Raw genomic sequence first — 21360 nt, forward strand, 5'->3', positions numbered from 1 at the left:
ATGGAAAATATAGGATTTAAAAATTTTAGACGGTTTAAATATTTGGAACCTCTCGATTTGGGAGAGATAACCTTTATGGTGGGGCGCAATAATGCAGGTAAGTCCACGCTGGTAAAAGCAATTTTATTGATTATTGACTACATAAAAAACAGGCAAGCCGGCATATTCCGATTTGATGGGAATGTATTAAATGAAGCTAACGTTGTTTCATTTAAGCGTACTTTGTGTCAGCAGGCAGATAATGACTCCATTGAGTTTTATTTTAGAATACGAAATTTCGATTGTATACTGGTTGTTACCGGCAATGAAAATGATACAGTAGCAAAAGTAGTATCATTAAGTCTACAATCTTCCATTAAAGGAATTGAGTTGAGTTTCAATTTTACAGGTAGAACTCTTGTTACGATAAACAGGGAGTTCGATGATGATTATGAAGAAGATGAAAGTCTTAAAACCGCAAATAAAGAACTTATTTTCCTTCAACAGGAATTGTCCACAATTGACCAAAAGACAGATTTGCGTAACTGGTTATCGAAAAATGATGAGATAACTGCTTTGCAAAAAAGAATAAGCGGATACAAAAGAATCAATCCTGTCTCGACCAAAGACTATAGTATTTCCTATTCTTTGTCGCACTCAGGAAGTGAAATAGCTTCACTGGACGAATTACTTAACCAGGTATATCGGTTAAACAGAGTTCGTAAAAATGATAACAAAACGCCAAGAACCGAATTGGCTGCAATCAGAAGCTTGTTAAATGATGAGGCCACAATTGCTAATGAATTAGACGTTTTTCTTTATCATGTTAACAGAATGAATTTGACCTATTTTGGTGCTGATTCTCAAAAACAAACGGCACTGCTGTCAATCAAAGATAAGTCAAACTCTCTTGCACAAGCCGTACATAATTTTTATCAATTAAAGCTTTCTTCTAACCATGAAAAGGATAAAAAGGTAATTGATTTTGTACAATACTGGATGGATCAGTTTGAAATTGGAAAAGACTATGAAATAATTTCTTATGAAGGTGAGGCATATCAGCTTCTGATTAAAGATGAAGTTGATAATCCCAAATTAAAAATAAATATTGCTGATAAAGGAATGGGCTCAATCCAGGCAATGAAACTTATCCTTCAATTAGCAAGTGTAATTCATAACGAAGAAAACGGCCATACAGAACGATTAATAATAATTGAGGAACCTGAAATAAATCTTCATCCATCATTACAAAGTAAGTTGGCAAAGTTGGTTTATGAGGTTAATTATCAATATGCTATAAGATTTTTAATTGAAACTCATTCTGAATACATTCTCCGTAAATCCCAACTTCTTGTAAAAGAATTAAACTCTAATGATGATAAAAAAGAGCAACCATTTACTGTTTACTATTTCGACAAAGAAAAGGGGCCATATCAAATGAACTACAGGCAAGATGGTATATTTCAGGAGAATTTTGGAACTGGTTTTTTTGATGTGGCGTCGCAACATGCTGTACAACTTTTAAAAAGGAGATAGCACATGGAGCGAATTTCTTTATACACTGATGTTGATAATCTTGCAGAGATTTTCAACATGGATAGAACAACTAAGGAATACCAAGGATTATATATGCTAATCTCACAAGAATCTACAATCACACTTTGCGAAACAGAGGAAGTTGCAGTTCAAAATCAATTGTTTGAAACAATAGCACCAGATTTAACCTCCGGTAATTTTGTAATTAATTACAGAACAGAAGAACAAGATTTTCTTAATCCGCCATTTAGAACAAACCTCCATCATCATTTCGAAGACAAGAGGACTGTTCTTTTTTCTTATGACTGCGAACAGGTGAATAAGGCTAAATCAAAAACTGGTTTATTAATGGCAGGTGTTGGTGAAGAGACAGAAACATATCTGAAGTTAAACTTTAAAAAGGAATTTTTTCGAGCAAGTAAAATTCTCACAATTGGTACTACTTTTAATCAATACCAAGACTTCAAACCGTTTATCTTACCATTCTTTGAATTAATAATAAATGAACCTTACCTATTTAAACCAGACCGAAATGACTGGAAAATAAATGAGTACATTGAAAATAATTTTAAACCACTAATGAGGACTCTTTTAGAGAAGATTCAGAATAAGGTCAACATTCTAATTAATACGTATGTCGATGACAGAGATGATATTAAGCTGTCATTTCCGTTCTATAGTCATGAATTTCAAAAAGAAAAGGGTAATGGATTTCAGCCATTATATGATTTGTGTTCAGAATTTTTAAACGAATTGTTAGGACATGAAAGGTACAAGCTATGGCTTGTTATTTCTCCACAATCGCGAAAAGCAAGGCACGATAGATATATTCTTACCAATTATCAATATATCGAAAGCGGAGCAGGCTTGTCATATTTTGACGACAATGGAACTTTTACAAATAGAGGTGATGCAATACACCTATATTCAATCATGCATGATGAAGCCAGAAAGGAATTAATACCCTCTGTTATCAATAATATTCAGACAAAGGTAATTGACATTGTAAAGCAAACTCATCCAGATAGGATATTTGGTATTGAAAACGGTGATTCCTATTTTTTAAAATTTACCTAAAACCTATGCACCTCTACTGCACACATTAAAACTATCTTTGAGCTGTCAATAAAAGAGAAAAGAAAAACAAGATATGAGCAACGAATTAATTAATAACAATTCAAAAGTCGAAGTAGGATTCATCTGGAGAATTACAGATGACGTTTTGCGTGATGCCTTTAAAAAGAACGAAATTGGCGACGTACTCCTCCCCTTTGTGGTGATTCGCCGACTCGATTGCATCCTGGAACCCGTTAACCAAAAGGTTCGCGATGCGTACAGCAACTTTCACGATAAAGTAGTTGAGGATAAACTCGACCCCATTTTGCGTAAAGCTGCCGGAGGTTTGAAGTTTTACAATACCTCGAAGCACACCCTCAATTCATTGAAAGACGACCCGCGCAACATCGAGATTAACTTCAATAACTACCTGAATGGTTTTAACCCCGATGTACGTGACATCCTCGATAACTTTCAGTTCGATAAAATCGTTGCTCGCTTGATTAAAAACAAGCTGCTCTATGAAATGATTGACGCCATCTGTCGGGTAAACCTAAATACCGACAAGATTGACAATCACGGCATGGGTTATGTGTTTGAGGAACTCATCCGTATATCGAACGAACAAAGCAACGAAACTGCCGGGGAACACTTTACCCCACGCGATGTAATTGCCTTGATGAACGCCATCATTTTTGCACCCGAAATTGCTGAACTTAGCCAGCCCGGAATCATCCGTACCATTTACGACCCGGCTTGTGGTACCGGCGGTATGGTAAACCTGGGTAAAAAATACATCGAAGATGCCCTGTTTGGCGACAGCGACCATAAACCTGTGATTAAAACATACGGGCAGGAAATTAACGAGCAATCCTTTGCCATTGCCAAATCGGAAGCCCTGATAACCGGCGAAGATGCCAATAACATCAAACATGGTAACTCTTTTTCTGAAGACCAGTTTGTGGGCAAGCATTTCCATTACATGATGGCGAATCCTCCTTATGGCGTAACCTGGAAAAAGGACGAGAAATTTATCCGCAATGAAGCCTTAAACCCTGCCGGACGGTTTTATGCCGGGCTACCACGCACCAGCGATGGCCAGCTCCTGTTCCTTCAGCACATGATTTCTAAAATGGAACGCGAAGGCAGCCGCATCGGGGTAGTTACCAATGGCTCGCCCCTGTTTACAGGCGATGCAGGAAGTGGAGAAAGTGAAATTCGTAAGTGGATCATCGAGAACGACTGGCTCGAATGTATTGTAGCACTGCCAAAAGACCTTTTCTACAACACGGGCATTAACACCTACATTTGGTTTATTACCAATAAAAAAGAGGCCAGACGCAAAGGAAAGGTGCAGTTGATCAATGCAGCGGCCAACATTGAAAAAGGCACCAACGGCAGCAAAAAGGTGGAGCACATTTTTGCCAACCCCATGAAAAAGAGTTTGGGCAACAAACGAAACCAAATCGACGACCAGTACATCGCACAAATTACCGAACTGTACGAGCAGTTTGAAGAAGGCGAATACTGTAAAATATTCGATAACGACCACTTTGGTTACTACCAGCTAACCATTGAACAACCGCTGCGCGACAAAAAAGGCCGTGTGCAAACCGATAGAAATGATAACCCAAAACCTGACAGCAAAAAACGCGACAAGGAAAACGTGCCTTTAACTGCTGATATTGACGACTACTTTAACGCAGAAGTACTGCCCCATGTACCCGATGCGTGGATTGACATCGATAAAACCCGGATTGGTTACGAGATAAACTTCACCAAGTATTTCTACCAGTACAAAGGCTTGGATAGCTCCGAAATCATTGCCGAAGACATTAAAATCCTTGAATATGGTAAACCGGAAACCGGTGAAAAAGGAATTGTTGACCTCTTAAAAGACTTACTGGCCTAATGAAACGATACGAGAAATATAAGGCTAGCGGAGTTCAGTGGATTGGAAATATTCCTGAAGAGTGGGCTATGTCACAAATCAAATATGCCACCTATGTTAAAGGAAGGATAGGGTGGAAAGGATTGAAATCTGACGAGTTTCTTGACGAGGGATATGCTTATTTGGTAACTGGGACTGATTTTGAGAAGGGGAAAATTAATTGGGAAAATTGCTATTCAATTGATAAAGAAAGGTACGATGAAGACCCCTTTATTCAAATAAAAAAAGATGACCTACTAATTACAAAAGATGGAACAATTGGTAAAGTAGCACATATCGATTCTTTGCCAAAGTACACGTGTTTAAATAGCGGTATTTTTGTTGTTAGACCTCTCTTAAAAGAATTACAATCAAGGTATCTGTATTACATTTTGATTTCAAACGTGTTTTCAGATTTTTTTGATTTCAATAGTACAGGCGCCACAATTTTACATTTATATCAAAATGTATTCGATAGGTTCGGATTTCCGATTCCTGCTATTCAAGAACAAAATAAAATTATCTCTTTTCTCGACCACAAAACCGCTCAAATCGATGCGCTGATTGAGAAAAAAGAGCAACTTATTGAAAAGCTCAAACTGCAACGCCAGGCAATTATTAACGAGGCCGTCACCAAAGGCTTAAATCCCAATGTCCCCATGAAGGATAGCGGCATTGAGTGGCTGGGTGAGATTCCGACGCATTGGAAAGTGGTTAAACTGAAGCATTTATTTAAAATAACTGGTGGTGGAACACCAAATAAACAGGTAGATGATTTTTGGAATGGAACAATTCCATGGGTTTCTCCCAAAGACATGAAAGTTGACCTAATTACCACTACCGAAGACTTTATCACAGATGAAGGTTTGGCAAACTCTGCAACGAACTTAATTGATGAAGGCAATCTTTTAATGGTAGTTCGCTCTGGAATACTTCAGCGTACAATTCCAATCGCAATAACTGGAACACCTGTCGCCGTTAATCAAGACATCAAAGCATTTACTTCGAGGGGCAGAGTATCTTCTAATTACTTGTTTTATTTCGTTAAAGGAAATGAACTAAATCTACTTAATGAGATTGTTAAGCAAGGTGCTACTGTTGAAAGTGTCGAATTAGATTTTCTTACTAACACATTCATTGTCTTTCCGTCAATAACTGAACAAAACCAAATCGTTGATTATCTCGACAAGAAAGAACAAAATGCAGAACAGGTTACAAATAAACTGAGCCAGTCAATAGAAAAACTCACACTCTACCGTCAATCCCTCATTTCGGAAGCCGTAACCGGTAAAATTGATGTACGGGATTGGGAAACAACTAAAACAAACTAAGACGATGACAGCAAAACAACTCGGAGAAATATTAGCAGACATGTATCACAACGCCCCGGGCAAAGAACAGGTAACCATGATTCATTTATTCGGGATTAAATATGCCAGCCAAATAGATGGAGCAGGATTTACTGCAGCCGAAATCATCGAAGCATCGGGCATCAACAAATCATACGCAACCGAACTCAGCAAGGGCAAAAAGCTGGCGAAATATGTAAAAACAATCATCTAACACAACAACAGACATGGAAATTGCTTTTATCGGAATAGGATTAATTATTGGTGGGTTAATTGGCTGGTTAATTGCCAAACAAAAATTTGGTACTTCCTCTGTGCAAAAATCGGTATTTGAAAAATTACAGACTGATTTTAACGAGGCATCGTCAAAGCTATTGGCCGAAACCGATAAAAGCTCCCGATTGAATGATGAACTGACCACAACCAAAGCAAGCATTCAACAAAAAGAAGATGAATTGCGTGCCTTTACCGGGCAAGTTGCCACCTTAAAAGCCGAACTGGAAACAGCAAAAAACAACGCGAAACAGGCAAAGCAGGATTTAACGCGAGCTACTGATACATTGGAGACAACCAAACAGCAGAAAACGGAAGCTGACTCTAAGTTCGCGCAAGCGACTATTGAAAAAGACGGGCTCTCGAAGGAACTTGAAAAACTGAACCTAAAGCTATCGAAAACAGAAGAACTACTCGAACAAAAAACAACTGAATTTAACGAGGCTAATAAGAATGTAGCTACCCTGTCGGCTAACAATGAAGCCCTGGAAGAAAAATTGGATAACCAGAAAAAGGAGATTGAAGAAATCGGCAAAAAATTCAACAGCGATTTTGAAATCATTGCCAATAAAATTCTGGAAGAGAAAACCGAGAAGTTTACCAATACGAACAAATCCAACTTAGAAGCCCTGTTAAAACCACTTGGAGAAAACCTCGATTCCTTTAAAAAGAAAGTGGACGAAGTGTACGACAAGGAAGCCAAAGAACGGTTCTCACTGGGTGAAAAAGTGAAAGAGCTGGTTGGTTTGAATGAGAAATTGAGCAAGGAAGCCAGCGACCTCACACGCGCTTTAAAAGCCGACCCTAAAGCACAGGGAGGCTGGGGAGAAATGATTCTGGAAAGCATTCTCGAACAATCGGGTTTAACCAAAGACCGAGAATATTTCCTCGAAAATTACCTCAAAGACGATAAGGGCAGTTATTTGATTGGAGAAGATGGAAAGAAAATGCGCCCGGATGCCATTATTCAATACCCCGACCAACGCAAAGTAATTATTGACTCTAAAGTATCCTTAATCGCTTACACCAACTATTTAGCTGCTGACGATGCCGACACACAAAGCAGATATATTAAACAGCACGTGCAAGATATAAAAAACCACATTGTTGGTTTGAGCAAGCGCGGCTACGAGAATTTCGATAAGTCCCTGGACTTTGTAATGATGTTCATACCCAACGAACCGGCTTACATGGTAGCCGTAAAGGAAGAACCGAACTTATGGAGCTTCGCTTATGAAAAGCGAATTATCTTAATCAGTCCGACCAACCTGATTGCTGCATTGAAACTAATATCCAACCTTTGGGACAGAGACCACCAGAGTAAAAATGCTCAGGCAATTGTAGAACGTGGTGAGAAATTATACAATAAGTTTGTTGGTTTCGCCGAGAACTTTAAAAAGGTTGGAGATAGTATTGTAAAGGCTCAATCAGCCTACACAGATGCTACCAAACAATTGGCAACCGGCAATGATAATCTCATTCGCCAGGCTGAAAAGCTAAAAGCATTAAAAGTTAAATCAAAGAAAACCTTCCCTGCTGAATTAATGGAAGGAAATCAAATGGATATTGACCCGGAAAACAATTAGCGCATGGAAACTATGATCAGGTTTAGCATTGTCGTATATCTAATTTATAACCTGAAATAGATACATTAGATTTGAAAAACAACCAATATCACCACATAACAACCAATGACTAACTTCAAAACTAAACCGGTTTGCGAGCTTAATGCACACCACTTTTACATCGATGAGTACCAACGTGGCTATAAGTGGACATCGGTGCAAATACTCGACCTGCTGAACGATCTCACTGCATACGATAGAAGCAAAGAGAATTTTTACTGTCTACAACCACTGGCTGTAAAAATAATGGATGAAGAGAGAAGGGAAAAACACTTCGGTGCGGAAGCGAGCAATTGTTTCGAAGTGATTGATGGTCAACAGCGACTGACAACCATTTTTTTGATACTGAAAACCTTGGGCAAAGAGCTATACCAGATAAGTTATCAAACCCGGGAAAGTAGCGCCGAATTTTTGAAGTCCATCAACGAAAAAATTGGTGAACTCTCCTTCCCTTTCAGTTTCAACGGCAAAAATTATGAACAGGCTGTCAAAGAATTGAATCAAATTATATTGAAGAAATGGAAAACGACGTTCGATAAAACCGATTTCGATAACATCGACAACTACCATTTTTTTGCTGCGTACCTAACCATCAAAGCATGGTTCGCTGACAAGAATGATGATTTCAACGCGGATTTTGTAACCAAATTATTGAACGATACCCATTTTATTTGGTACATCGATGCCAGTGAGGCAGATGCGAAAAAGGTATTCAGAAACCTGAATAGCGGTAAAATTGGGCTTACAAACGCCGAACTCATTAAGGCCCTGTTCATTAATAACCATCAACATCCAAACAAAGAAATACAAGAGTTGCAGCAAAACACCTTTGCAAACGAATGGGACGAGATAGAACAAACACTTCAGAACGACGATTTTTGGTTTTTCATTAACAACAGTACCGATGCAAGTAAATACCAGACGCGCATCGACTTCTTGTTCGATATTGTGACACAAAAACCCTCAAGCGAAAAAGACAAGTTGTATACGTACCGATGGTATGCAAATGATGCAAGCCGGCTGGATTGGAAACTGGTAAAAAACCATTTTTTAAAACTTCGCGAATGGTACAATAACCGGTCTTGGTATCACCTCATCGGTTACATCATCGACCGACGGTTTGCAACAATAAAGGAACTCATCGATTTGAGTCAGGTGAATAGCGATGGAAAACGTATATCAAAATCGGCATTTGACAAAAAACTGTATGATATCATTCGAAAGAAATTTAAAAAAGAAAAACAAAATAGAGCAAGTCACGATCTCGAGCTAATTACCTTCGAAGATGACTACGATGAAGTGAAGAATGTTCTCTTACTTTTTAATATTGAGCAATACCAACGGAATGTTCCGGGATTTCGGTTCCCATTCAAAGCGTTTAAAAGCACGCGTTGGACGATTGAGCACATTCATGCTCAAAATGCTGATGATATCGAGAGTGTTGGTGAATTACAGGCTTTTATAAGCGACGTGGCTACTATTTACGAGGAGATTGAAACCAGAACAAAACAATTAAACAATCTCAAACAGGAAAGAGAAAAACACAATCAAACATTCGAGCACATCGGCGAGCTATCAGCATTAGAAGAGAAAAAGAGTGATTACAACAAAGATATCGCCCCCAAACTGGCTAAGCTATCTGAGGAGTTAAGAAACATAGCAGACTCAGAAACTTTAAATGATGAACTGAAAAACATTCGAAATGAAGTCATGACGTTCACTAAAGAATTTTTGGATGTACATAAACTGGGAAATTTGGCGCTGTTAGATGGCTCTACAAATAGCGGTCTGGGCAAACGACCCTTTAAACAAAAACGCGACTATATCCTCGGAGTCGACGAGCAACCTTGGACTGCTTCAAGCAACAAAACTGAATCAAAAGAAAAGCGGTACATTCCGCCTGCAACTGTCCAGGTATTTCTGAAATACCATACACGAGAAGTTGAGCAATGGGATTTGTGGGGCTATAAGGATAGAACAAATTACCTGGGAGTTATTAAAAATACGTTAAAACGATATTTCGAGGAAGAAGAGGTGTACCATGTCTAGTAACTATACGTTTTGGGATTTAATCAATCAGCATCGTATTGAAGTTCCAATTATACAGCGCGATTATGCCCAAGGACGGAAGAATCCGCAATCTGCTGAAATCCGTAAAAATTTTATTTATCAAATTAAGGAGGTACTGGATAATGAGCAGGCTCGCTTACACCTCAATTTTGTTTACGGCAAATTAAATGGCAAACAAAATGCTGCAAAGCTGGCTGAGAGTAAGGAAGCTGTAAAAAGCATGCTCGAAGCCGTGAGAACCTATTCAAGAAACATGGAATTAGACGTCGTGTGCGAGTTAAAAGAACCAAAGATTGGACAAAATGGAAATGAGTCAACTACATTTATCCCTTTAGATGGACAACAACGACTAACCACCCTTTTTCTGTTACACTGGTACTTGATGCCCGAAAGTGAAGAAAATTCAACCATCCTGAAGAAATTCAGTTATCGAATTCGCCCCACATCAAAAGATTTCTGTGAAGCCCTCGTAGAAAACAAATCGGAGCTACACCTCTTGAAAGGCAAGACCATTTCTGCAAAAATAAAAAATGAAGCATCGTGGTTTTACGACTATTGGAGAAACGACCCGACTGTAAGAGGGATGCTTCGCATGCTTGATCAAATGGATGAAATTTTTAGAGGCGAAAACAGCGCTAAGTACTGGAGCCGTTTGGTTGATGAACGGGCTATATCGTTTGAATTTCTAGACTTAGATAATTTAAAACTGACCGATGAATTGTATGTAAGAATGAATGCACGCGGGGTGGCGTTAACCCCTTTTGAAAATTTTAAAGCCTGGTTGATCGAGTATTTGCAGGGTAATCAAATACAGCTTGAGAAATTTGGAGGAAAAAGTTGGGTTGAGTTGATGGACACCACCTGGACCGACCTATTTTGGGCGAATAAGGATGACGACAATATGTTGATTGATGAAGAGGTAATGCGCTACATCAGGAACATGATGCAAATTTTTCTGGTTCAACAAAATGAATTTACCCCCGAATCTGATAATAAAAGAGATACGCCGGAGAAAATTGAACGAGCAAAATCGCATGACAAGATTGCATCAAAATTGGCAACAGATAAAGTCAAAGAGACAAACGAATATGAGTATATCCCCAATTCATTTTACGTCGAAAACAACCTGCTAACACAGGAAAATTTGAACGAATTATTTTCATCAATTCAAAACCTGAGTAAGCAAAGTTTTAAAATCGATTACATTGATGAAATCCTTAGTCATGGAGATGAAGTGATTTCCCTTTTCAGTGGTATAGGCCGTGGATCTATTTTCAAGCGTTTTATAGACAACAATACAAATTATTCTGATAAGGTCTTATTTTACGCATTGCATGTCTTTCTGCAAAAAACAAATCAGTTAGGATCGGAACTCGAACTTCGAGCTTTGAGAAGTTGGATGCGTGTTATTCGAAATCTAGTGGAAAACTCGACCATCGATAGTGTACCTCTTTTCAAAAGAACGATAACTACCATTAACAGACTGACTGATCAAAGCCAAAATATATATGAATATTTGATTGATGATAAAGTGACTCTTACCGGATTTGACGGCTATCAAAGAGCAGAAGAAATATTTAAAGCCCAATATATTTTAGAAGATAGAAATTGGGAGTGTTTATTCCTGAAATTTGAGAACCATCCGTATTTCAAGGGGCAGATTAAATTTTTGCTGGAATTGGCAGAGTTAGATTCAAAACCAATGGCAATGGGCAATTTTGAAAATTATGCAGAAAAGATGGCGACTATTTTTCAATTGAAACTGGAAAAACCCAAAAGCACAAAATTTGAACGAGCATTGTTGACTGAAGATGTTGAAAATAGTACCCTGGGATATTTGTTTTGGGTCAACAGTAATTTTTCTTTTGGAACCATAAGTGATTCTGATAGTTCATGGAAGAAAAAGGTTTTCAGGAGTACTGAGAGGCTAAAAGCAATTAAAAGCTTACTCGACAAACTAGACATCAGCAGCATTGAAGCGGATATGCAAAAAATATGTGATGGCTATGACAAACCCGGATGGAAATACCAATTAATTAAAACACCAGAGGCCATAACGGCTTGCAGACAGCGAATGATCCGGTACTGGAGTGAAAATAATATACGCTTGCTGGGCAGTTCGGCTACAAATCACTACCATTCGGAACTCTTCTCGTACTGTTTAGACCAGAAAATCCGGAAGTTGCTTAATTCAAAAGACTTGGATATTTCTCCGTTTAGAATTGGCAACTACGAATATGTTAGAAGTGCCAGCCACCATGCTTATGCTAGACTGGAGGCTAATATCAATTCTTCTAAATATGAACTGCATTTGCACTTCGATCACAACAATCTGTTACCTGGAGATACTTTTATGCCCTTTCCTTATGAAATAGCTTTTATCAATATAGATAAAATGAAGAGAGAGAAACAGCATTATCCGTCTTTTGTTAGAGAGGCATTGGAAAGAAATGGTTTTACCTGGAAGGACAATCAAGATTTGCAGGGATACTGGATATCGGTACCAACAGATGAGGAAATCATCACTAGGCTTGATATACTTACCAACGAAATAAGCCAAGTCGCATGTGAACAAGAACTGATTAAATAGTACAAAATGGCAACAGGAACAAAAGAAATAGACTTTGAAGCACATATCGAAAACTACCTGGTAAACGAAGTACAGGAATATCGCACCATATCCCCTGCCGATTACAACAAAGAATTATGTGTTATTCCGGGAGAAATTATTGCTTTTATAAAAGAAACGCAGCCCGAAAAATACAAAGCACTCGAAGAACAATACGGGGCAAACGTCGATAACCAAATTGTGAGTAATGTTGCACGTAATTTAAGCATGCACAAAACCTTGCATGTGTTGCACCACAAAATCAAAGACCGTGGGCAGGCGCTGGATTTAGTCTATTTTCAACCGGCCAACAATAAAACACTCGAACATGAGGAGTGGTATAAAAAGAATCGACTGACTATTGTCCGTCAATTGCAATACTCGAACAGAACTACCAATGAAATTGATATTGTTCTTTTCATTAATGGTATTCCGGTAGTTACCATAGAGCTGAAGAATGCTTTAACGGGTCAAAACCATCACAATGCTATCAAGCAATACATGAAAGACCGGAATCCCAAAGGAGAAGCATTCCTGGAGTTTCAGCGTTGTTTGGTACATTTTGCAGTGGGCACCGAAAAGGTATTTATGACAACTCAGCTAAAAGGTGAATCAACTTTCTTTCTACCATTTAACCAGGAGTTGGAAAATATAAACGAAAATGGTTTTGCTACCGCCTATTTATGGGAAGATGTGTTGCGAAAAGATTCCCTGTTGGATTTGATTCAGAACTTTATCAGTCTGCAGACGGATAAGGAAACATACTTTGACGATAAAACGGGCTCTTTAAAAGAAAAATCTTCTACCAAGTTGCTGTTTCCGCGTTTCCACCAAAGGCGCATTGTTAACCGCATGCTAGATGCTGTTCGTTTGGAGGGTATCGGAGGCCGCTATCTGGGGCAACATTCTGCCGGTTCAGGGAAATCAAACAGTATTACATGGCTGGCTTATCGTTTATCGGGCTTTTATCAAAACTATACCGACGACAAAGCGCTATTCGACTCCACAATTGTTGTAACCGATCGTCGGGTATTGGATAAGCAAATTCAGGAAAACATCCGTCAATTGGACGATACCCCAGGCGTTGTGGCGTATATCGATGAACGTAAAACGAGTCAGGACCTCAAACAGGCTATTCTTGATGGGAAACGTATTATAGTAACCACACTTCAGAAATTTCCGATAATTTCCGAGACCATAGCCAAACTACCGAATCGAAATTACGCCGTTATTATCGATGAGGCACACAGTTCGCAATCTGGCGATGCCGCCGGACACATGCGAAAAGCGCTGTCGCTTGAAGTGGCCGAAAAGATTGAAAGCGAAGAAAAATCACTTTCTGATATTATTGAAGAAGAAATTAAAAGCAAAGGAGTTCAAAAAAACATTTCCTTTTTTGCCTTCACTGCTACACCCAAACCAAAAACCATTGAGCTATTTGGAACGGTGCAAGAAAATGGAACGAAAGAACCATTCGACATCTACTCGATGGAACAAGCCATTAAGGAAGGCTTTATCCTCGATGTTCTAAAAAACTATACATCGTTTAAACGTTACTACAAAATTGTAAAGCGCAGCGAAATACCTGACAAGGAATACGAGAAGAAAAAAACAGTCCGTTTACTGGGTTCCTATGTCGATTTGCAAGACCATGCTGTCGAAAAGAAAGCCCGGATTATGATTGAGCATTTTGTTTCTCAAACGCAAAATGAAATTCAGGGAAAAGCAAGGGCTATGCTGATCACACGTTCCCGCCTCCACGCCGTTCGGTTTAAACGCAAATTCGACGACATCATGCGTGAAATGAAATTGCCATATGGTGCTTTGGTAGCTTTCTCCGGCACTGTTCGCGACGATGAAACCGGCATGGATTATACCGAGGTAAACATGAATAACCTTCAGGGGAAAATAAGCATCCCTGAAGCGCTTAAACTACCCAAATACCGCATCCTGATTGTGGCGAACAAATTCCAGACAGGTTTCGATGAGCCATTGTTACACACTATGTTTGTTGATAAAAAGTTGGGCGGGACAAGTACTGTCCAAACGCTAAGCCGTTTAAACAGGACAACACGCGGAAAAGACTCAACCATGGTGCTCGATTTTGTGAATGACCCCGAAATGGTGCAGGAAGATTTTCAGCAGTTCTACGGGAAAAACTACATGGAAGAAGAGCATCAAACCAACCCTAACGCGCTTTATGATGTTCAGAATAAAATAGATGGTTACAACCTGTTGTACCAAAATGAAATAGATGCCGTTGCAAATATCTTTTTCCGAAAAGGCGATAATTACGAGAAACTTCAGCCTATTCTAAATGAAGTCTGCCGAAGGTATGAAGGACAATTAAATGAAGACCAGCAAAACGGGTTCAAAGCCGATGCCAAGTCTTTTGTCAAGCTATACCGTTTTCTAAGGGGTATAATAACCTTTACAGATATTGAGCTGGAAAAGTATTACGTTTTCCTGACAGCTTTAATAAAGAAACTCCCTTACATCAAATCGAACTTGCCGTTGGACGTTTTGGGTGAAGTAGAACTGCACAGCTATAAAATCCAGCATAAATATACAACCGACCTTGAATTGACATCTGCCGACGGAAGCATGGAGGGAATGAAACCAGGAGGAGGAGGCAAGTCTCCCGAAGATGAACTGGATTTATTGACTAACATTATTAAGGTTTTAAACGAAACTTTTGGCCTCGACCTGACCGATGAAGACCGTGTGGATTTCGAGCGAATGAAAGAAAGTATCTACTCAAACGACGAATTGATGAGTTTCTTTAATCCATATAACTCGAAAGACAATATTCAGGAGAAATTCAATGAAGAAATCGACAGCGAACTGCTAAACTTCATCAATACAAAATTGGAATTTTACAACAAACTTTCCGAAGACCGTGCAAATACCATGTTCAAAAGACTCTGGTTTAATGAACTGTATGACAGAAAGGTAAGAGGGATTACAATATAAATAAACCAATTAGTACCATGAACTAAAAAACCGAAAACTAGGACCAACACAAAACGATACTTCAACATCAAAATAAACATCGATTGCACCGACAAGGAACAGCGAAGGACATCAAAATAATCAGACAGCTAATCGACCAAGTGTACCAGTTTTGCCGCATGTATTGGAAGTTAGTACGCCAGCAAAATTTACCCGTAACAATCAAATACCCAGAGATGGTAGCCTAAATCGCTCCCCACTTCGACGGCAACGCATCCCTCAATTTGGAAAAGGATAATTTGTGGTTCTTATGAGCAGTAGCGTAAAATTGCAACCACATAAAGGAAATCACAAAAGTAATATGGAAAAGCATGGATATAATTGAATTGAATTACTCAACAATAAGAATGTTCAAGAAATCGTAAAAAACTACAATACTACCCAGCGTCAAAAAAAACAAGTTGCGTATAACTTATTTACCATTTCTTCTTACAATAGTTATTTGGAGAATTTTCATTCCGACATATTAGCGTCATTGGTGGACCCTAGTGGTTTACACCATCAGAAAGATGGTTTCCTTCAATTGTTTATTCAGTTTCTCAATCAACATTATCAAACGGCGATAGCCAATAAGGATTTCGAACACGCGATTGTAATAAGAGAAACCGGCAGAATAGATATTTGGATTAGAGATGAGAAGTCCAAACAGTCTATTATCATTGAAAACAAGATAACTAATGCTCCGGACATGTATAACCAGCTTGATAGGTATTTTGATTATGCAGAGAATTGTAAATACAGTGTCCAGGCAATGGTTTATTTATCCGTGGACGGCAACAAAAAGGCTCCAGCTACTCTGGATAACCGAATGCATCTGGTCAAAAACATTGGCGCATTTACAAACACTGAATCAGACTTGGGTGCAGGGTGGCTTGCGCCATGTTTGAATAGGACTGACAATAGGGCTGCCAGTTCATTTTTATTTCAGTATATCAGCCTAATAAAACACTTAGCAAACAAAAATATGAAAACCAATATAATGGAACAATTTTATCAATTCCTGAGCACGAACAACGGAATGGAAGCAGTTAATAGCATCTCAGAAATGAGGGATAAAATTACAGCATATCGAAGAGATGTATTCGCAAACGCAATTACTGATTTCTCACCTTTTAAAATACCATGTAGGCATAAAGATAACTATTACCTGTATGATAACTATATGGTGAAAAACAATAGCCTGAAATTGGATATTTGGTTTGAAATGGATGGCAGTGCAAATGTCCTCTTTTGGAATCAAAGTAAACCGACAAAAGAAGGAAGGAAACCGCTGGAAGAAAAACTAAAAGCAATCAATTTTTTGAGCGAATTTGAACAGGAACATTACCGGGGAAGCGGTTTTCTAAAGAAATTTGAGATAGGAAAAATTTATCAATCGATGAGTGATGTTGATACTGCCGTAATTGAATTCGTAAAACGATTTTTGGAAAAGCTGAGAAATTCAGACTAAAACACGCGTTCAAGCATATTGTAAAAGAATTAGGTCGGACCATTCTGTGTAATTTTAAGGGAATGTTATGAAGAAGGCACGAGTCTATAATTTCCTACCGGCGCTCGATAGCCTTGAAAACCTTCTAATCAAACAAATTCGACAAACCTCGCCTGTAAGCTTTAGATAGCTGACACACTTTCAACAAGGTTAACTGTCTTCGAAAGGTTTTGGAATCGTACCCCATGGAATATACGAACCCAAAGGTGTCATCCTTACTTCACAATATCTACTCTCGAAAACCATACTCAGATAAAACAAACATTACAAAAATACATTAAAAACGCATCCAATGAAAAACTTAATTGAAATTGCCGACCAACTGAATATGCTCCTGAATACTGATTCTTTGGACATTCCATTGCTGAATAAACTGGCGCTTGAATTATCGCAAACATCTAGTCCGCACATCAAGCTTCTCGATTTCGAAAAATACAATGAGGAAAACTTAGCAAAGTTGACAGCCGAAAAATTTGCCAGGCTCAAAGAACAAGATTTTGAAGCACTGGCCAATGCCCGCGATCAGGAAAAAGAATGCCTCAAGTACACCAAATTTCAAAAGTACTTCAAACTGAAAAATTCCTTTTTCTACCCCGAAGAAGACAAACTCTTTTACTTTTATTTGGGTACAGAGAAGAATGACAAAGAAATCAAGTCCATCTTATTCGGAGATAAATTACCCAATAGATAAAGAACAGTTTCACGAAGAAGAGGAAAGTAATGAATCACTTTCCTCTCTGGCAGATCCACTTGTTTCACCGCTATTTCTGTTCTAAGTTTTCACATTTTACCGATTAATGTACCCTATTTGTACCCGTAAGACATAAAACACTGAATTTCAAATCATATTACTTTCTGTATCGGAAAGTAAAAATTCCAAATCTGTCACCATTGAACAGATTTCTAAAAAATGCTTTACCGAAAAAGATCAATTACTTCGTCTGCGGTAACGTTGCCAAAATAATCGGTTAATTTTAGAGAAGTCAGAACCTTGTGAATATTTTCGGGATCATGCTTTTCGCCAACCAGTCTTTCTTCGAGCTCTTCGATGGGCTTTGAAGCAAAGAAATCGCCAAAAATTTTAATGTTCTGAATAACACCCTTTTTTACATCCAGATGAAGTTCGATAAACCCGGCCGCCACTTTTATTGCTTTATTGAAATCGTACGCCGGCGAAGTTCCAAAATTCCATTTCCATGTACTGTATTTTTCGCTCGCCAGAGTTTCTATCCCGATAATCTCGTCCTGATTTAAATGATGAATGCGGGCATCTTTGTTTTCGTTTAAAATTTGATTGATCAGCAATTGTTTAAACGACTCAACCGTGGTTTCTTTTGGCAGATATTCAATCAGATTGGTTACACGTGCCCGAACCGATTTTACTGCTTTATCCCTGAATTTTAACGGATTAATTTTCAACGCCTCACTTAAAACACTCATTTCTGAATTCAGTAAAATGGTACCGTGCTGAATGATTTTTCCGTTTCGGGCCAGTTTGGCATTACCGCTAAATTTTTTCCCTTCTACGACAAGGTCGTTTCTGCCTTCCAACTTTGCCGGAACATTCAATCCGGTTAAAAGATCCACCACCGGTTGTGTAAATTTTGAGAAATCCAGAAAATCATCAGATTCTGCCGGAGAGTGAAAGGAAAAATTCAGATTTCCCAGATCGTGATAAACCGCTCCACCACCCGACATTCTTCGCACTACCTTAATCTTGTTTTCAGTAACATACTCCAAATTGATTTCAGCCAAGGTATTCTGAAACCTTCCGACAATAATCGAAGGAGCATTTACATACAATAAAAATATTTCTTCGTCGGGGAACCGGTGAAGTAAGTACTCTTCTGATGCGATATTAAAATAGGCATCGTTTGATGGAGAATCAATAATCAACATGGACAAAAAATTTCGCCAAAAATAAGAATTTATTGAAAAGGTATCTTTTTTATAACCAGACAGAATGGAATTTGGTTTGTGACAAACTTCCTGTTAATTCTTAATCCAACTAACAATTCTGATGTCATCAGGTTTCACTTTTGGCTCAACCACATCAACCAGTCTCCCCTCTTCATCGATCAGGTACTTCTGAAAATTCCAGGCCACTTCAGAGTCCTTTATTCCATTTTGACTTTTTTGAGTCAGCCATTTATACAGTGGACAAATATCCTCTCCTTTCACTGAAACTTTTTCCATCATCGGAAAGGTCACACCATAATTTTTTTCACAGAACTCTACAATCTCTTCGTTTGAGCCAGGCTCCTGGTTCGCGAAATTATTGGCAGGAAATCCGATGATTACAAAATTGTCGCCTCCATATGTTTTATACAATGCTTCTAGTTGTTCATACTGAGGTGTCAATCCGCACTTAGATGCCGTATTAACCACCAGTACTTTTTTCCCTTTTAAAGAGGAAAGTTTGAAATCGTTTCCTTCAATATCTTTCACTGTAAAACTATAAAAGCCTGATTGTCCATAAGAAACAATCATCGTTACTAAAAACAAGCTTAATAATATCGACTTTTTCATTTTTTTATTTTCTAATTTTTATGATACACTCTGTTATAAGACATTATTGCAAAATGAATACACCTAAAAAAACAAGTTGCCGAAATAAAAGTTTGCAAGAGGTATATCACATTTTTCGATCGGTTATAAAAGAAAAGAGGCTGCTCCTCTGAGCAACCTCTAATCTTACTTTTTAAAGTAGAACCTCCCGAAATCAACTACTCTTAATATTAGCAATAATTGATCTATTTAAAGTTTCACGAGTATTATTTATTTCGGTAAATGATCTTTCCAACTTTAATGTTTCCATCGATATTCAGCTTATAGAGATAAATTCCGGAAGCTGCAGATTCAGGTCTGTATTTAACCTTTTGCTCTACACCTGCTTCGATGTATTTATCCATTAATGTGGCTACTCTCTGACCAGTTATGTTGTGAATTTCGAGAACTGCATGACCGCTTACCGGTGATACAAATTCGATATTCACCTGATCACTAAATGGATTCGGATATACTTTCATTGCAGACTCAATTGTCTGAGGCAAAACGGTATCAACTGATTTCTTATTTTTAGTATTTTCCTCTGAAGTGGAAGATACATTTGTGTCTTCACAATTCATATTATCAAATACTGCATTGTAAGTATTTCCATCATCAACACCAGGTCCAGCTGTGCATGTACAAACTTCTTCACAGGTAACTGCATGAGCGATTACATAGAAGTTCTCTTCAACAACATTAGAGAAAGTAACAATAATGTTATTTGAATGCTCAAGCGATCCGGCATTAGCAGTGAATTGTCCCGGAGCTACAGTAGGAACGTAGGTCTTTCCTTTTTTCTGCAATGGGAACATACCACATCCAACATAGGTGTGAGCTTCAGACATCGCATAACCTTCAGCAATCAGATACTCAACGGTTACTGTTTTTCCAACCGCATCGTAAGTTACTTCTACAGTTCCAACATAAGCACCTTTTTCTGTTTCACAATGTGCAGCTCCTGCCCAAAGTGCCAAAGTTACAGATGTATCCTGACCTCCTGTTTCAATGTAATTAGACCATCCCCAACGATTAAAACCGTTATCCAGGAAGCAATTAGCCCCTTCTCCGTCTATCTTAGCAAACGCAGTTTCGCAGTTTTCATATTTGTCAGTACGATTCACAATCGTTGTTGTATCCATTGCAACGTTTCCGCAAGAATCTTGGACCATAAAGAAGTAGTCTGCTGTTTCAGTGCAGATATCATCATCTTCTCTAGGTTGCATCCATGCTGTATCAACACCTGCACCAAGACAATTATCAGTCCATTCTGCAACGATGAATTTTGGAAGTTCACCATTACATAAATCATAATCATCAGGGGCTGCAATTACCGGTGCTTCTAAGTCAGGAGTTACCTTGAAGGTACGCATCGCAACTATCGTGTCCGCACAGTCACTGCTGATCGTCCATGTGATTACAACTTCGCCGCCACAGGCATCAGGTGCTGCCGGCTTGTCGATATCCACAACAAGACCACAACCGCCTTCCACTACTCCGCTGGCTGCCCATGCATCGTAAGCCGCATTCACTGAATCCTGGCTCAGACAGGTGCCCAGGGTCAGATCTTCAGGTGGGGTCGCTGATATAGCAGGTGCTGCTGTTACCTTGAAGGTACGCATCGCAACTATCGTGTCCGCACAGTCACTGCTGATCGTCCATGTGACTACTACTTCGCCGCCACAGGCATCAGGTGCTGCCGGCTTGTCGATATCCACAACAAGACCACAACCGCCTTCCACTACTCCGCTGGCTGCCCATGCATCGTAAGCCGCATTCACTGAATCCTGGCTCAGACAGGTGCCCAAAGTCAGATCTTCAGGTGGAGTCGCTGATATAGCAGGTGCTGCTGTTACCTTGAAGGTACGCATCGCAACTATCGTGTC

At 38.8% G+C, this 21360-nt stretch carries 14 protein-coding genes; 11 read left to right on the plus strand and 3 right to left on the minus strand.

Going from position 1 to position 21360, the window contains the following annotated elements; translation table 11 throughout:
* From MR764_RS18730 to MR764_RS18780, 11 genes are all read left to right on the plus strand, one after another.
* On the plus strand, positions 1–1515 hold the full coding sequence (locus tag MR764_RS18730; RefSeq protein WP_247980988.1) for an AAA family ATPase: 1515 nt from the start codon (positions 1–3) through the stop codon (positions 1513–1515).
* A 3-nt stretch (positions 1516–1518) separates the two neighbouring features.
* On the plus strand, positions 1519–2592 hold the full coding sequence (locus MR764_RS18735; protein ID WP_247980989.1) for a hypothetical protein: 1074 nt from the start codon (positions 1519–1521) through the stop codon (positions 2590–2592).
* 73 nt (positions 2593–2665) lie between these two features.
* A complete protein-coding gene (locus tag MR764_RS18740; protein ID WP_247980990.1) occupies positions 2666–4483 on the plus strand; it encodes a class I SAM-dependent DNA methyltransferase in 1818 nt (605 codons plus the stop codon).
* The gene (locus tag MR764_RS18745; RefSeq protein WP_247980991.1) at positions 4483–5832 is read left to right on the plus strand and encodes a restriction endonuclease subunit S; all 1350 of its coding nucleotides are present in this window, start codon (positions 4483–4485) and stop codon (positions 5830–5832) included. The genes MR764_RS18740 and MR764_RS18745 overlap by 1 nt, the downstream gene beginning before the upstream one ends.
* Before the next feature lie 4 nt (positions 5833–5836).
* Positions 5837–6064 (plus strand): hypothetical protein, encoded by a 228-nt coding sequence (locus tag MR764_RS18750; protein ID WP_247980992.1) that lies wholly within the window; start codon positions 5837–5839, stop codon positions 6062–6064.
* Positions 6065–6077: 13 nt separating this feature from the next.
* Complete coding sequence (gene rmuC / locus MR764_RS18755; protein WP_247980993.1) at positions 6078–7709, plus strand: DNA recombination protein RmuC; 1632 nt, start codon at positions 6078–6080, stop codon at positions 7707–7709.
* A 105-nt stretch (positions 7710–7814) separates the two neighbouring features.
* Positions 7815–9797, plus strand: coding sequence for a DUF262 domain-containing protein (locus MR764_RS18760; RefSeq protein ID WP_247980994.1), 1983 nt, complete (start codon positions 7815–7817; stop codon positions 9795–9797).
* Complete coding sequence (locus MR764_RS18765; protein WP_247980995.1) at positions 9790–12408, plus strand: DUF262 domain-containing protein; 2619 nt, start codon at positions 9790–9792, stop codon at positions 12406–12408. Before MR764_RS18760 ends, MR764_RS18765 begins: the two co-directional genes overlap by 8 nt.
* Before the next feature lie 6 nt (positions 12409–12414).
* Positions 12415–15399, plus strand: coding sequence for a type I restriction endonuclease (locus MR764_RS18770; protein WP_247980996.1), 2985 nt, complete (start codon positions 12415–12417; stop codon positions 15397–15399).
* A 397-nt stretch (positions 15400–15796) separates the two neighbouring features.
* Positions 15797–16888 carry a PD-(D/E)XK nuclease family protein gene (locus MR764_RS18775; RefSeq protein WP_348773091.1) on the plus strand — a complete coding sequence of 364 codons (1092 nt, stop codon included), beginning with the start codon at positions 15797–15799 and terminating at the stop codon, positions 16886–16888.
* A 331-nt stretch (positions 16889–17219) separates the two neighbouring features.
* The gene (locus MR764_RS18780; protein ID WP_247980998.1) at positions 17220–17618 is read left to right on the plus strand and encodes a hypothetical protein; all 399 of its coding nucleotides are present in this window, start codon (positions 17220–17222) and stop codon (positions 17616–17618) included.
* A 224-nt stretch (positions 17619–17842) separates the two neighbouring features.
* Here the strand turns inward: MR764_RS18780 and MR764_RS18785 are convergent, their stop codons facing one another.
* The 3 genes from MR764_RS18785 to MR764_RS18795 all read right to left on the minus strand — a co-directional run.
* Positions 17843–18826, minus strand: a complete 984-nt coding sequence (locus tag MR764_RS18785) for a lipoate--protein ligase (RefSeq protein WP_247980999.1) — start codon at positions 18824–18826, stop codon at positions 17843–17845.
* Positions 18827–18919: 93 nt separating this feature from the next.
* Positions 18920–19456: a glutathione peroxidase gene (locus MR764_RS18790; RefSeq protein WP_247981000.1), complete on the minus strand. Its 537-nt coding sequence runs from the start codon at positions 19454–19456 to the stop codon at positions 18920–18922.
* A gap of 245 nt (positions 19457–19701) precedes the next feature.
* On the minus strand, positions 19702–21360 hold a 1659-nt coding region (locus MR764_RS18795), incomplete at its 5' end, for a T9SS type A sorting domain-containing protein (RefSeq protein ID WP_247981001.1).

This window comes from Maribellus sp. YY47, from assembly GCF_023111095.1.
Classification (GTDB): Bacteria; Bacteroidota; Bacteroidia; order Bacteroidales; family Prolixibacteraceae; genus Draconibacterium.

Bases quoted from the DNA above. Each gene is read 5' to 3' on its own strand.
- MR764_RS18790 (WP_247981000.1), bottom strand. From the start codon at position 19,456: ATGAAAAAGTCGATATTATTAAGCTTGTTTTTAGTAACGATGATTGTT.
- MR764_RS18750 (WP_247980992.1), top strand. From the start codon at position 5,837: ATGACAGCAAAACAACTCGGAGAAATATTAGCAGACATGTATCACAAC.
- MR764_RS18740 (WP_247980990.1), top strand. From the start codon at position 2,666: ATGAGCAACGAATTAATTAATAACAATTCAAAAGTCGAAGTAGGATTC.
- MR764_RS18745 (WP_247980991.1), top strand. From the start codon at position 4,483: ATGAAACGATACGAGAAATATAAGGCTAGCGGAGTTCAGTGGATTGGA.
- MR764_RS18785 (WP_247980999.1), bottom strand. From the start codon at position 18,826: ATGTTGATTATTGATTCTCCATCAAACGATGCCTATTTTAATATCGCA.
- MR764_RS18765 (WP_247980995.1), top strand. From the start codon at position 9,790: ATGTCTAGTAACTATACGTTTTGGGATTTAATCAATCAGCATCGTATT.
- MR764_RS18735 (WP_247980989.1), top strand. From the start codon at position 1,519: ATGGAGCGAATTTCTTTATACACTGATGTTGATAATCTTGCAGAGATT.
- MR764_RS18730 (WP_247980988.1), top strand. From the start codon at position 1: ATGGAAAATATAGGATTTAAAAATTTTAGACGGTTTAAATATTTGGAA.
- MR764_RS18770 (WP_247980996.1), top strand. From the start codon at position 12,415: ATGGCAACAGGAACAAAAGAAATAGACTTTGAAGCACATATCGAAAAC.
- MR764_RS18760 (WP_247980994.1), top strand. From the start codon at position 7,815: ATGACTAACTTCAAAACTAAACCGGTTTGCGAGCTTAATGCACACCAC.
- rmuC (WP_247980993.1), top strand. From the start codon at position 6,078: ATGGAAATTGCTTTTATCGGAATAGGATTAATTATTGGTGGGTTAATT.
- MR764_RS18780 (WP_247980998.1), top strand. From the start codon at position 17,220: ATGAAAAACTTAATTGAAATTGCCGACCAACTGAATATGCTCCTGAAT.